The organism is Devosia sp. Z11_6 (genome assembly GCF_058133665.1).
The window spans coordinates 784,663-798,413 of sequence record NZ_JBYUNQ010000001.1 but is presented as its reverse complement, the minus strand read 5'-3'; the positions used below and the strand labels follow the sequence as shown (position 1 = coordinate 798,413).

Here is a 13,751-nt window from a genome sequence, read left to right as displayed (position 1 = left end):
TGGTCCGATCAGCGCGTCAGCGGCTTATAGGTGGCGCGCTTGGGATTGACCGCATCGGCGCCGAGGCGCCGGACCTTGTCGGCTTCATAGTCGGCGAAGTTGCCCTCGAACCATTCCACATGGCTGTCGCCTTCAAAGGCCAGCATATGGGTCGCGAGCCGATCGAGGAACATGCGATCGTGGCTGATGATCACGGCGCAGCCGGCGAATTCCTCCAGCGCCTCTTCGAGCGCCGCAAGGGTTTCGGTGTCCAGATCGTTGGTCGGCTCATCGAGGAGGAGGACGTTGGCGCCAGACTTGAGCATCTTGGCCAGGTGCACCCGGTTGCGCTGCCCGCCCGAAAGATTGCCCACCTTTTGCTGCTGATCGCCGCCCTTGAAGTTGAAGGACGAGGTATAGGCGCGCGAATTGACCTCGCGCTTGCCCAGCATGAGGATTTCGTCGCCCTCCGAGATCTCTTCCCACACAGTCTTGTTGGGGTTGAGGCTGTCCCGGCTCTGGTCGACATAGCCCATATGGACATTTTCGGCGACCTTGATGGTGCCGGAGTCAGGCTGCTCCTGGCCGGTCAGCATCTTGAACAGCGTGGTCTTGCCTGCGCCATTGGGGCCGATAATGCCCACGATGCCGCCCGGGGGCAGCTTGAAGGTGAGATTGTCGATGAGGAGGCGATCACCAAAGGATTTGGAGAGGCCTTCCACGTCGATGACGTTCTGGCCCAGCCGCTCGCCCACAGGAATGATGATCTGGGCGGTCGAGGACTGCGTCCGCGCCTCGTTGATCTTGACCAACTCGTCATAGGCCTTGAGGCGGGCCTTGCTCTTGGACTGGCGCGCCTGGGGGGACTGCCCCATCCATTCGCGTTCGCGCTCGAGCACCTTGGCGCGGGCCTGGTCTTCGCTCTTTTCCTGGGCGAAGCGCTTGGCTTTGGCGGCGAGATAAGCCGAGTAATTGCCTTCATAGGGCACGCCGCGACCACGATCGAGTTCGAGGATCCAGCCCGTGACATTGTCGAGGAAGTAGCGATCGTGGGTGATGATCAAAACGGCGCCGGCGAATTCGCGCAGATGGCGCTCCAGCCAGGCGGTGGTTTCGGCATCGAGATGGTTGGTGGGCTCGTCGAGCAGCAGCAGGTCGGGCTTGCTGAGCAACAGGGCGCACAGGGCCACGCGGCGGCGTTCGCCGCCTGAAAGCTTGGTCACGTCGGCTTCGCCCGGAGGGCAACCCAGGGCTTCCATCGCCACCTCCACCTGGGACTCGAGGTCCCACAGGTTTTCAGCGTCGATCTGGTCCTGCAACTTGGCCGCTTCATCGGCGGTCTCGTCGGAATAGTTCATCATCAGCTCGTTATAGCGATCGATGACGGCCTTCTTTTCCTTGACCCCGGTCATGACATTGCCGAGCACGTTGAGCGCCGGATCAAGCTCGGGCTCCTGCGAGAGGTAACCGAGCTTGGCGCCCTGGGCCAACCAGGCTTCGCCGGTGAACTCGGTATCGATGCCCGCCATGATCTTGAGCAGGGTCGACTTACCCGAGCCGTTCGGACCCAGCACGCCGATCTTGGCATCGGGGTAGAATGACAGGTGGATGTTGTCCAAGACCTTCTTGCCACCGGCATAGGCTTTGGACATTCCGCTCATGTGATAGATAAACTGGCGAGCCATAGGCTTGCGACCTCGTAGGAACCTTGGTTTGGGCTGCTATGTAGGCCAAGCCGAGCGCCACGGCAATGCGCCCGTAGGTAGCGGCGGCTGAACACCAGCGCCCGCTTCGGCGGCGGTGTCGCCCCGGCGCAAAGCTCGCTTTAGCGCGACGACATGAAGCGGGAACGGCCAAGCCCTTAGCGTCGTTGGCGTTCCGGTTACGCCGGGAGAATTCATGTCAGCCAATCTTTGGTACAAAAACGCCGTCATCTATTGCCTGCATGTCGAAACCTTCATGGATGGCAATGGCGACGGCATTGGTGACTTCGTTGGCCTGGCCGACCGACTCGATCACCTGGAGCGCCTGGGCGTCAATTGCATCTGGCTCAACCCGTTCTATCCCTCGCCCCGGCGCGACAATGGTTATGACATCACCGATTATTACGGGGTCGACCCGCGCTATGGCACGCTCGGGGACTTTGTGGAGTTCATGCACGCGGCAAGCGACCGGGGCATGCGGGTGATCCTCGACCTCGTGGTGAACCATACCTCGATTGACCATCCCTGGTTTCAATCGGCGCGCGAAAGCGAGGACTCCCCCTTCCGCGACTGGTATGTGTGGAGCAAGGAGAAGCCCGACAACATTACCGAAGGCGTGGTTTATCCGGGCGTGCAGGAAGCCATCTGGACCTATGACCGCAAGGCCGGTGCCTGGTATCTGCATCGCTTCTTCAAGCACCAGCCCGACCTCAATGTCGCCAATCCCGAAGTACGGGCCGAAATCCTCAAGATCATGGGCTTCTGGCTGGCCCTAGGCGTGTCGGGCTTCCGGGTGGATGCGGTGCCTTTCCTCATCGAGGATATGGGACTGGAGAACACCGGCGCTGACCCTTTTGTGCTGCTGACCGAAATGCAGGAATTCATGAGTTGGCGGCGAGCCGGCTCGGTGCTGCTGGCCGAAGCCGACATTCCCTATGAGGGATCAGGCGATTATTTTGGCGATGGCAATCGCATGAACATGATCCTCGATTTCCCTCTCAACCAAAGCCTGTTCCTCGGCTTTGCGCGCAAGACGGCTGAACCCGTGCGCCAAACGCTGATGCACCGTCCCAAGCGGGCCGAAGCGGCGCAATGGGCGAGCTTTTTGCGCAATCATGACGAGTTGAACCTCGGCCAATTGTCCAAGGCCGAGCAGCGCGAAGTGTTCAAGGCCTTTGCTCCCGAGCCCGACATGCAGCTTTACGAGCGCGGCATTCGCCGGCGCTTGGCGCCCATGCTGGGCAATGACGCCGCCCGGCTGCGGCTCGCCCATTCCCTGATGTTCGCCCTGCCCGGCACCCCGGTGATGTGGTACGGCGAGGAAATTGGCATGGGCGAGGACCTGTCCCTGCCCGAGCGTGCGGCGGTGCGCACGCCCATGCAATGGAACGAGCAACCCAATGGCGGCTTTTCGGCCGCCCAACCCGAAGAGACCGTGCGCAAAGTGCCGGCTAAAGGCGCCAACGGGCACCGCCGGGTCAATGTCGCCGAGCAGATATGCGATCCCGATTCCCTGCTCCATGCGGTGGCGGGCATGATCGGCACCCGCCGCTCGGCGCCCGAAATCGGCTGGGGCGAATGCGAAGTGGTCGACCTGGGCACGGACGATGTGCTGGCGCTGAGCTATCGCTGGCGCGGCGGGCATGTGGTGACCTTGCACAACTTTACCGACCGTCCCGTCAGCATGGTGATGGAGATCGATGACATCGAACGCTATGTGCCGCTGCTGTCGGACGCCGAGAACCGCACGCCCTTCGCTAGCGGCACGACAGTGACACTGGGGCCCTATGGCTATTGCTGGCTGCGCTGCGGTTCGGAGCGGCGCTGAACGGCGGAACGGAGGCGAGCCGGCATCGTTACCTTCCAACACCAAAAATGGAGCATCACGATGCGACGCTTAGTTCTGATCAGCGCCTTCGCTCTCGCCGCCGCCCTGCCCGCCCAAGCGCAGGACGCCGCTACGGCTACAGCCACATTCATCGATGCCTCGGGCAATGAAGTGGGCTCGGTGACGCTCACCCAGGACGGCGATGCCGTCAGCATTGTTGGGCATGTGATGGACATCACCCCGGGCGAGCACGGCCTCCACTTCCACGAAACGGGCGATTGCGATGCCTCGACCGCTTTTGAATCGGCGGGTTCGCACTTCAACCCAACCGAGCATCAGCACGGCACCGAGAATCCCGAAGGGCCGCATGCCGGTGACCTGCCCAACATCACGGCGGATGCCGATGGCATGGCAGACATCGAGCTTTCCACGGAGATGATTTCGCTGGAGGAAGGTGACGACGCCTACGTGTTCGATGACGATGGCACCGCCCTGGTGATCCATGCCAGCGCCGACGACTACAAGACCGATCCCTCGGGTAATTCGGGTGATCGCGTCGCTTGCGCCGTGATCGAAGCGGCAGCGGAATAAAGCAACGGGCGCCGCGGCGCCCGTTTTCTTTGTCGCTATTGCGCCATGGTGGAGCGGTGCGCCCAACCGGTCATGCGCCGTTCCAGCCACGCCATCAGCGCATACATAGCGATGCCTTCAACGGCGAGCATCAAGAGCCCGGCGAACACCAGCGGCACGTTGAAGTTGGACTGCGCCGAAGCCATCATATTACCCAAACCATTGTTGGAGGCGACGGTTTCGCTGACCACGGAGCCGACAAAAGCCAGGGTGATGGCGATCTTGAGCGAGCCAAAGAAATACGGCATCGAGCGCGGGATGCCGACCTTGAGCATGATGTCGAGCTTTTTCGCCCCGAGCGCGCGCAGCACATCCTCGGTTTCCGGCTCGATGGTGGCGAGCCCCGTGGCGACATTGACCACGATGGGGAAGAACGAGATCAGGAAGGCGGTCAGCACGGCGGGCACGGTGCCGATGCCGAACCAGATCACCAGCACCGGCACCAGCGCCACTTTCGGGATGGCGTTGAAGCCAATCATGATCGGGTAAAGCCCGGCATAGATGGTTTTGGACCAGCCGATGAAAAGGCCAATGCCGAGCCCCGCCACCACGGCGATCAGGAAGCCCAGCGTCGTGGTGTAAAGGGTTTGTAGCGAGTTCTTCCAGATCGGCGACCAGTACTGCACGATGGCTTCGAACACGCGCGAGGGCGCGGGCAGAATGGTGTGCGGCAGGCCGGACAGGCGCACCCCGATCTCCCACAGCACGAAGAGCCCGATGGTGTAGAGCAGCGGCGCGAGGCGGATCCAGTTGATGCGGAAGGCTGGGCGCGGCGGGGTGCCGGCAACGGCGGTGTTCTGGGTGATGACGCTCATGCCGCCACCCGCGCACTGGCAATCTCGCCATGGAGCGATTGCACCATCTCGTTGAACTCCGGCTGGTACATGATGTCGAGCTGGCGCGGGCGCGCGAAAGGCACCCGGTGCTCGGCAATGACCCGGCCCGGCCGGGCGCTCATCACCACGACCTTGTCGGCCAAAAACACTGACTCGCGCAGATCGTGCGTGACGAGCACGATGGTGACGCCCTGCGCGGCATGCAGGTCGCGGATTACGCACCAGAGCTCTTCGCGGGTAAAGGCATCCAGCGCGCCGAAAGGTTCGTCCAGCATCAGCAATTCGGGCTGGTGGATCAGCGCGCGGCAGAGATTGGCGCGCTGCTGCATGCCGCCCGAGAGTTGCCAGGGAAATTTAGAGCCAAAGCCCTTGAGCCCCACGGTTTCGAGCAATTGCTCGGCCTGCTCGACATAGTCGCGCTTGTGGCTGCGCAGGCGATGGCGGTGGCGCTCGACGATTTCGAGGGGCAAGAGGATGTTCTCGAGCGTGGTGCGCCAGGGCAGCATGGTTGGGTTCTGGAAGGCCATGCCCACGATGGAGACGGGTTTGGTCACTGGCGAGCCGGCCACGACCACGTCTCCGGCTTGAGGAATATGGAGACCCGTCACAAGCTTCATCAGCGTGGACTTGCCGCAGCCCGAGGGCCCAACCACGGCCACGAACTCGCCCTTTTGGATGTTCATGGAAAGGCCGGATACGGCGAGCGTGCCCTCCGGGCCGCCATAGCGCATATCCACGTTTTCAATGCTGACCAGCGCCATGCAATCTCCCCCGTCAGTGGTGATGGTCCGGCATGCCGAACCACCCCGTGGTTGTTGTTATCAGGGCAGCATACGCTCGGCCGCGGGCGGCAGATAGCTGGCGTCGAACACATCGGCAGCGGTGACGACACCCTTGAGATCCATGGAGATCTTGAGGGTTTCGATGGAAGCGGCAAGGCGCGCCTCATCGATGCCGCCAAAGCCGTTCTCGACCACGTAAGGGGTCTTGATGTTCATCTCATTGGCCATTTCGAGCCGCGCCGTTTCGGTATCGATATTGAGCGTCTCGTTGCGGGCCAGAACGGCCGCGGCCCCGGCAGCGGGATCCGCGACGGCATCGGCAAAGCCCTTGGCAAGGGCGCGCAGGAAGCCAGTCACGACCTCGGGGTTTTCGTCAGCGAAGGTCTCGTTGACCAGAATGGCATTGCCGTAAAGCTCAAGGCCGTGATCGGCAAAGAGGATGGTGGAGATGTCATCCTCGGGCACACCATTGGCCAGAAGGTTGAGGATCACCGAAAAGGCAAAGCCGAAGACGCCATCCACATCGCCCGAAGCCAGCATTGGCTCGCGCACGGGAAAGCCGATGCTTTCGATAGTGATGGAGGAGGTGTCGAGATCGGCGGCTTCCACAAAGGCGGGCCACTGCGCGAAAGCGCCATCGGGCGGCGGGGCGCCGAGCTTTTTGCCTTCCAGCGACTTGGGATCGTCAGTCACGCCCAGCGACTTGCGGCCGACCACCGAAAACACCGGCTTGTCATAGACCATCATGACCGATTTGACCGGCTGGGCAGGATCTTCGTCGAGGAACTTGATCAGGGAGTTGATGTCGCCAAAGCCAAACTGGTAGGCGCCAGTGGCAACGCGCGGAATGGCTTCCACCGAGCCGTTGCCGGTGTCGATGGTGACGTGGAGCCCTTCGGCGGCGAAGTGGCCATTGTCCTGCGCCAAAAGGAAGCCGGCAGCAGGGCCTTCGAAGCGCCAGTCGAGCGTTAGCTTGATGGCAGTTTGCGCCATGGCAGGCAGGCTGCCAAAGCCAGTGACGGCCAGTGTGGCGGCTAGAGCTGCGCAAGCAGTGAAATGTCGGCGATTGAACATGCGTTTGTCCCTCAACAATGTTGGGGGAAGTCAAGCGCACGGCACAGCGAGGCGCAAGCAGAAACTGCATCATTTCGCGCCAACGAGCTCCGTTGCACAATATGGCGGCGCAATGCCTACCGGAACGAGGCAGCGAACATCAAAAAGGGGCGCGAGACCAAAGCCTCACGCCCCCACCGGAGGCGCTGCAAAGGAGCGTCAGCCTTTGCAGCGCCCGCCGATCATTTGGCGCGGCACCGGGCCAATCGCCAATTCCTGCCGGCCACCAGGTTCGCGGGGCTGCAGCTTGCTGGAAGAACGGGTTGCCCGATGAAATGTTCCCGGGTTTTGCGCTAGCTAAAATTTCGTGAACACCGTCAGTTATGCGCAATTCAGCAGCAGTCACGCTCAATGCCTAAAATATAGCCGGACCATTAGGGGCCTGCTTACAGATGCAGCACGCGCCCACCCGCTCTGGGCAGGGGGCGGCGAGTATTTGCCGACTAGCCTGTATTTGAATCAGTCTCTTAGCCGCCGCCGCTAGCTGCTGGCACAGGCTTTGCAATTACCTCGCTGCAATCATCTGCCGGAGGTAAGCATGACAAAAGTAAACCGCCTGATCGCGGGACTGGGCCTGGGCGCGAGCATTACACTGGGCGCGGCCGTGGTCCCCGCTTTCGCTCAAGACGACACCATCAAGGTCGGTATCCTCCATTCGCTCTCGGGCACGATGGCGATCTCCGAAACCACGCTCAAGGACACCATGCTGTTCCTGATCGAGCAGCAGAACGCCAAGGGCGGGCTGCTGGGCAAGCAGATCGAGCCAGTAGTGGTCGATATCGCGTCGGACTGGCCGCTGGCTGCCGAAAAGGCCCGCGAACTGCTGACCGTCAATGAAGTGGATGCCGTATTCGGTTGCTGGACCTCGGTATGCCGCAAGTCGGTGCTGCCGGTGTTCGAGGAGCTCAACGGGCTGCTGTTCTATCCCGTGCAGTATGAAGGCGAAGAGTCCCAGCGCAACGTGTTCTACACCGGCGCGTCCCCCAACCAGCAAGCGATCCCGGCTGTCGATTACCTCATGAACGACGAAGGCGTGGAGCGCTGGGTGCTGGCCGGCACCGACTATGTCTATCCGCAGACCACCAACAAGATCCTTGAACAATACCTGCTCGACAAGGGCGTCGCGCAGGAAGACATCATGATCAACTACACGCCTTTCGGTCATTCCGACTGGCAGACCATTGTCTCCGACATCGTCGCCTTCGGCTCGGAGGGCAAGAAGACCGCTGTGGTCTCAACCATCAATGGCGACGCCAATGTCCCCTTCTATCGCGAACTGGGCAACCAGGGCGTCGCGGCTGAAGACATCCCGGTCGTGGCCTTCTCGGTGGGCGAGGAAGAGCTTTCGGGTTTCGACACCACGCCGCTGGTCGGGCACCTGGCGGCCTGGAACTACTTCATGTCGGTCGATACGCCCGAGAACGAGGAGTTCATCACCGCCTGGCACGAGTTCATCGGCAGCGAGGATCGCGTCACCAATGACCCGATGGAAGCGCACTATATCGGCTTCAATCTTTGGGTGAAGGCGGTCGAAGCGGCCGAGAGCACCGAGGCTGATGCGGTGATCGAAGCCATTGTCGGGCTCGAAACGCCCAACCTGACCGGCGGCGTCGCCAAGATGCTTCCCAACCACCACATCACCAAGCCGGTGCTGATCGGCGAAATCCAGGACGACGGCCAGTTCGACGTCGTGTGGGAAACCGAAGACCTGGTCCCGGGCGATGCCTGGTCGGACTTCCTGCCCGAGTCGGCGGTGCTGGAAGCCGATTGGACCGCGCCCATCAACTGCGGCAACTACAACACCCAGACCAAGAGTTGCGGCGCGGCTGTCGCCGCCCAGTAACACCCCAACCTGAGCTGGCGAAGGCGGTCTGCCGCCTTCGCTCCTGTCTAGGCGGAGCAAAGCATATGAGCATGATCGAGGGCAGCCTTATCGGCGAGCGGTCTGGCAGCAAGACGGCGAGCCTCGGCTTGCGGTTAAACCGTCAGTGGAACTGGCGCTCCTTGGCCGCTCGTTTGACTCTGCTTATGGCGCTCCTCGTCTCCTTCTCCTCACCCGGCTTCGCCCAGGCACCCAACGAGCAACTCTCCACGCTGGTGGATGCCCTTTATCCCGGTGACTATGGTGACCGGCAAGCGGCCATCGCCGCGCTGGTGGCCACCGGCGACCCGCGCGCTGTGCCGGTACTGCAGGTGCTGGGTGAAGGCGATCTTTACGCCGTGGAAGCGACCGGCAAGGTGGCCTTTGTCGAGCGCAGCGGCAGCAATTATGCCCTGACCGATCCGGTGACCGGTGCCGCGCTCGGCGAGGTTGCGCGCAGCGACTCCGAAAAGGTGCGCGTCAACAATTCGCTTCGGCGCACCATCCGTACGGCTATCGGGCAGATGACGCTGCTGAGCGACAATCCCGGCACGCGCCTGTCGGCTGCCCAATCCATTTTGCGCGATGCGGATCCAGCCAATCTGGAACTGCTCGACGCCGCCTTGGCCAGCGAAGCCGATCCCAAGATCCGCACCACGATGGAGCTGGCCCGCGCGGTGATCCTGCTCAAATCCGACGATGTGAGCTTTGAAGACCAGCAGCAGGCCGCAGCCACCGTCGCGGCTTCCGGCAGCCGCGATGCGATCACCATCCTCACATCGGCATTGGCCAGTGCGCCCGACGACCTCAAGCCCGCCATCCAATCGAGCCTTGATGGGCTCCAGCGTGATCGAGCCGCCTGGGCGGCGTTGCAAAATGTTTGGTTCGGCGTGTCGCTGGGCTCGGTGCTGCTGCTCGCCGCGATCGGGCTCGCCATCACCTTTGGCGTCATGGGCGTCATCAACATGGCCCATGGCGAGATGGTGATGCTGGGCGCCTACACCACCTTTGCGGTGCAGGAGGTGATCCGCCAGAACGCGCCGGCTCTGTTCGACTATTCCCTCGCCATTGCCCTACCCCTTGCCTTTCTCCTGACTGCCCTGATCGGCATTGCCATCGAGCGCGGCGTGATCCGCTGGCTTTACGGCCGGGCGCTCGAAACGCTGCTCGCAACCTGGGGCCTGTCGCTGATCCTGCAGCAAACCGTACGCTCGATCTTCGGGCCCACCAACCGGCAGGTCGGCAATCCCAGCTGGATGTCGGGCTCCGTGGATTTTTACGGACTGTCGCTGACCTGGAGCCGAGTCTGGATCGTCGTCTTTGCCATTGTCGTATTCGTCGCGCTGCTGGTGGTGCTCAATCGCACGGCGCTGGGCCTGCAGATGCGCGCTGTCACCCAGAACCGGCGCATGGCTTCGGCCATGGGCATCCGCACCCCCTTTGTCGATGCGATGACCTTTGGTCTCGGCTCGGGCATTGCCGGGCTCGCGGGGGTGGCGCTCAGCCAGATCGACAATGTCTCGCCCAATCTGGGGCAAGGCTACATCATCGACAGCTTCATGGTCGTGGTGTTCGGCGGCGTGGGCAATCTCTGGGGCACGCTGGTGGGCGCCATGACGCTCGGGATCGCCAACAAGTTCCTTGAGCCCTATGCCGGGGCGGTGCTGGGCAAAATCCTGATCCTGGTGCTGATCATCCTTTTCATCCAGCGCCGGCCCCGCGGGCTGTTCGCGCTCAAGGGAAGGTCGGTGGAGGCGTGAGAACGATCGGTAATCTCGGTGTGTTCGCTCCCTCCCCCTTGAGGGGAGGGCTGGGCTGGGGGTCGTTCAGTGGCGCGCCCAGCCACCCCCACCCTCGATCCCTCCCCTCAAGGGGGAGGGAAGCGCAGGAGCCCCGTGCGCTGTGCCGGACTGACCCATCTTGGAGTGCCGCCCCATGCTGACCCAGGCCTTGTTTCGCGCGCTGGATCGCAAGGCGATCTGGTTGATTGGCATCTTGGTGACGCTGGCCGTGCTGGTGCCGGCCGCCAACCTGCTGATCCCGCCGGGCCAGTTCGGCCACGTTCCCAACTATGCCGTGACCCTCTTCGGCAAATATCTGAGCTACGCCATGCTGGCGCTCGCCCTTGATCTGGTCTGGGGCTATTGCGGCATTCTTTCGCTCGGCCACGGCGCCTTTTTCGCGCTGGGTGGCTACGCCATGGGCATGTATTTGATGCGCCAGATCGGCAATCGCGGCGTTTATGCCAATGCCCAGCTGCCTGACTTCATGGTTTTCCTCAACTGGAAGGAACTGCCCTGGTATTGGCAGGGCTTCGACAATTTCGCCTTTGCCATGCTGATGGTGATGCTGGTGCCGGGCATCCTCGCCTTTGTGTTCGGCTTTCTCGCCTTCCGCAGCCGGGTCACGGGCGTTTATCTTTCCATCATCACCCAGGCCATGACCTATGCACTGCTGCTGGCCTTTTTCCGCAATGACATGGGCTTTGGCGGCAATAACGGGCTGACCGACTTCAAGGACATCCTCGGCCAGCCGATTGCCGCGCCCACGACACGGGCCTCCTTGTTCGCAGCGACGGCAATCGCGCTCGCACTTTCCGTGCTGGTTTGCTCCACAATTGTGCGCTCCAAGCTCGGCAAGGTGATGGTGGCAGTGCGCGACGCCGAAAGCCGCACGCGCTTTCTCGGCTACCGGGTTGAGTATGTGAAGCTCTTTGCCTTTGTAGTGTCGGCAGTCATGGCCGGCATTGCCGGCGCGCTTTATGTGCCCCAGGTCGGGATCATCAACCCCGGCGAGTTCGATCCCGCCAATTCCATCGAGGTGGTGATCTGGACCGCAGTGGGCGGGCGCGGCACCATTGTCGGGCCGATCATCGGGGCAATTCTCGTCAATATGGGCAAGTCTTATTTCACCGGCGCCCTGCCCGAGTTGTGGCTGTTTGCGCTGGGCGCACTGTTCGTCGGCGTTACGCTCTTCCTGCCCAAGGGCATTGTCGGCCTACTCGGGCAATATCGCAGTCTCACCACGAGGCGCGAGCAGCACCAGCCGCAGACGCCCAGCCCGATGCAGCTGGAAGCCGGCCTTGATCCTCAACCCAAGGCAGCGGAGTAAGCCATGTCCGAAAAAACCGGCACCATGCTGTATCTCGATGGCGTTTCGGTCGCCTTTGATGGCTTCAAGGCGATCAACAACCTGTCGTTGATCGTTTATCCCGCCGAGATGCTGGCCATTATCGGCCCCAACGGCGCGGGCAAGACCACGATGATGGATATCATAACCGGCAAGACTCGGCCCGATGATGGCGAAGTGCTGTTCGATGGGCGCACCGACTTAACCCGCCTCGATGAAGCGGCGATCGCCAATCTGGGCATCGGCCGCAAGTTCCAGAAGCCCACCGTGTTCGAAAGCCAGACCGTCTGGGACAATCTGGAAATGGCGTTGCGCAAGCCGCGCGGCATCTTTGCGACGCTGTTTTATACCGCTGACGCCGAGGACATCGGCCGGATCGAGGACATTCTCGACACGGTCCGGCTCGGTCACCGCAAGAATGATCTGGCCGCCAATCTGAGCCATGGGCAAAAGCAGTGGCTCGAAATCGGCATGCTGCTGGCGCAGGATCCCAAGCTGCTGCTGGTGGATGAGCCTGTTGCCGGGATGACCGACAGCGAAACGGCCGAAACCGCCAAGCTCCTGCGCGAGATCGCAACGACCCGTTCAGTGGTGGTGGTGGAACACGATATGAGCTTTGTGCGCGATCTGGGCTCACGCGTGACGTGCCTCGCCGAGGGCGCGGTGCTGGCCGAAGGCAGCCTCGAACAGGTCAGCGCCAATCCCCTCGTCATCGAACGCTATCTGGGACGCTGAGCATGACCGCCCTCTCCATCGACGCCATCGACCTACATTACGGCGCCGCCCAGGCGCTGCGCGGCGTGTCCATCACCTGCCAGCCCGGCCGCATCACCGCCGTGCTCGGGCGCAATGGGGTCGGTAAATCCTCGACCCTGCGCGCCATATCGGGGATCAACAATATTACCGCAGGCTCCATCACCCTCGGGGACGAACTGCTGCGCAAATCTCCGCCTTATAAGCGCGCGCGGCTGGGGCTCGGCTATGTGCCGCAGGGCCGGGAAATTTTTCCGCTACTCACCGTGCGGGAAAACCTTGAAACCGGATTTGCGAGCGTTCCCCGCTCGGAGCGCACCATTCCCGATTACATTTTCGAGCTGTTCCCGGTGCTCAAATCCATGCTCAACCGGCGCGGCGGGGATTTGTCAGGGGGCCAGCAGCAGCAACTGGCGATCGGGCGGGCGCTGGTGACCCGGCCCAAAGTGCTGGTGCTCGATGAACCAACCGAAGGCATTCAGCCTTCGATCATCAAGGATATCGGCCGCGCCCTGCAGTTCCTGCGCGACGAAAAGGGCATGACCATCCTGCTGGTGGAACAGTTCTTGGATTTCTGCCGGGAGGTCGCCGACGATATCTATGTCATGGACCGAGGAGAGATTCAGCATGCAGGGCCTGCCAGCGATCTTGACCGGCCCGAAGTGCGCCGGCACCTCATGGTTTAAACAAAAACGCCCGGCAAGGCCGGGCGTTAAAGCAGAAGCTTGGAGTGCTTACTCGCCGAGACCGGCAGCTTCGCACTGTTCCAGCGTGATCGTATCGAGGTCGATATTGATGCCGGCATTTTCGACTTCATTGGCGGCCGGAGGATTCTCGACCTGGGGGGTAGAATCCGCACCGGCACCAGGAGTGGATTCCGTAGCACCGTCGCCGTCGTCGGAAGCACTATCTTCGGTCAGCGACTCGGTGGTGGCAGCGGTTGCCAGCTGCGTGCAGCGCTGCTGGACAGCATCAAGCTCGGATCCGGTCAGCTCAACACCGTTGAACATGGTCTGTGCAAAGGCGGAGCCAGAAAACGTCATGGCGGAGACAAGTGCAACGGCTGAAAGCAGAGACTTTGTACGCATGCAAGGTTCCTCTTTATTTTTTGTGCTGTAAGAGCATGTGCTCGCAGAA

General features: G+C 61.9%; 12 protein-coding genes. 7 read left to right on the top strand and 5 right to left on the bottom strand.

All coding sequences use genetic code 11. From position 1 onward, the window contains the following. Window positions 1–8: 8 nt before the first annotated feature. The gene (gene ettA, locus AC3YMN_RS03790) at window positions 9–1,664 is read right to left on the bottom strand and encodes an energy-dependent translational throttle protein EttA (protein ID WP_127753584.1); all 1,656 of its coding nucleotides are present in this window, start codon (window positions 1,662–1,664) and stop codon (window positions 9–11) included. Window positions 1,665–1,878: 214 nt separating this feature from the next. Here ettA and AC3YMN_RS03785 point away from each other — a divergent pair, with 214 nt between their 5' ends. Further along, on the top strand, window positions 1,879–3,510 hold the full coding sequence (locus tag AC3YMN_RS03785; RefSeq protein ID WP_489888978.1) for an alpha-amylase family protein: 1,632 nt from the start codon (window positions 1,879–1,881) through the stop codon (window positions 3,508–3,510). A 60-nt stretch (window positions 3,511–3,570) separates the two neighbouring features. After that, on the top strand, window positions 3,571–4,101 hold the full coding sequence (locus tag AC3YMN_RS03780; protein WP_489888977.1) for a superoxide dismutase family protein: 531 nt from the start codon (window positions 3,571–3,573) through the stop codon (window positions 4,099–4,101). A 35-nt stretch (window positions 4,102–4,136) separates the two neighbouring features. Here the strand turns inward: AC3YMN_RS03780 and AC3YMN_RS03775 are convergent, their stop codons facing one another. The 3 genes from AC3YMN_RS03775 to AC3YMN_RS03765 all read right to left on the bottom strand — a co-directional run bounded on the left by AC3YMN_RS03775 (window position 4,137) and on the right by AC3YMN_RS03765 (window position 6,832). Then, window positions 4,137–4,955 (bottom strand): ABC transporter permease, encoded by an 819-nt coding sequence (locus AC3YMN_RS03775; RefSeq protein ID WP_127753587.1) that lies wholly within the window; start codon window positions 4,953–4,955, stop codon window positions 4,137–4,139. After that, the gene (locus AC3YMN_RS03770; protein WP_489889196.1) at window positions 4,952–5,707 is read right to left on the bottom strand and encodes an ABC transporter ATP-binding protein; all 756 of its coding nucleotides are present in this window, start codon (window positions 5,705–5,707) and stop codon (window positions 4,952–4,954) included. The genes AC3YMN_RS03775 and AC3YMN_RS03770 overlap by 4 nt, the downstream gene beginning before the upstream one ends. A gap of 90 nt (window positions 5,708–5,797) precedes the next feature. Then, a complete protein-coding gene (locus tag AC3YMN_RS03765; RefSeq protein ID WP_489888976.1) occupies window positions 5,798–6,832 on the bottom strand; it encodes an ABC transporter substrate-binding protein in 1,035 nt (344 codons plus the stop codon). A gap of 577 nt (window positions 6,833–7,409) precedes the next feature. Between AC3YMN_RS03765 and urtA the strand changes: the two genes are divergently transcribed. The 5 genes from urtA (at window position 7,410) to urtE (ending at window position 13,300) form a co-directional block, all read left to right on the top strand. Then, the gene (urtA, locus tag AC3YMN_RS03760) at window positions 7,410–8,714 is read left to right on the top strand and encodes an urea ABC transporter substrate-binding protein (protein ID WP_489888975.1); all 1,305 of its coding nucleotides are present in this window, start codon (window positions 7,410–7,412) and stop codon (window positions 8,712–8,714) included. 185 nt (window positions 8,715–8,899) lie between these two features. Next, on the top strand, window positions 8,900–10,492 hold the full coding sequence (gene urtB / locus AC3YMN_RS03755) for an urea ABC transporter permease subunit UrtB (protein WP_489889195.1): 1,593 nt from the start codon (window positions 8,900–8,902) through the stop codon (window positions 10,490–10,492). A gap of 175 nt (window positions 10,493–10,667) precedes the next feature. Continuing rightward, window positions 10,668–11,843 carry an urea ABC transporter permease subunit UrtC gene (gene urtC / locus AC3YMN_RS03750; protein ID WP_489888974.1) on the top strand — a complete coding sequence of 392 codons (1,176 nt, stop codon included), beginning with the start codon at window positions 10,668–10,670 and terminating at the stop codon, window positions 11,841–11,843. A 3-nt stretch (window positions 11,844–11,846) separates the two neighbouring features. Then, a complete protein-coding gene (gene urtD, locus AC3YMN_RS03745) occupies window positions 11,847–12,596 on the top strand; it encodes an urea ABC transporter ATP-binding protein UrtD (protein ID WP_489888973.1) in 750 nt (249 codons plus the stop codon). 2 nt (window positions 12,597–12,598) lie between these two features. Continuing rightward, the gene (gene urtE / locus AC3YMN_RS03740; protein ID WP_489888972.1) at window positions 12,599–13,300 is read left to right on the top strand and encodes an urea ABC transporter ATP-binding subunit UrtE; all 702 of its coding nucleotides are present in this window, start codon (window positions 12,599–12,601) and stop codon (window positions 13,298–13,300) included. A gap of 48 nt (window positions 13,301–13,348) precedes the next feature. On the opposite strand, the gene AC3YMN_RS03735 is transcribed toward urtE, so the two are convergent. After that, entirely contained in the window at window positions 13,349–13,702 is a 354-nt protein-coding gene (locus tag AC3YMN_RS03735) for a hypothetical protein (protein ID WP_127753593.1), read from the bottom strand. Between the last annotated feature and the right edge of the window lie 49 nt (window positions 13,703–13,751).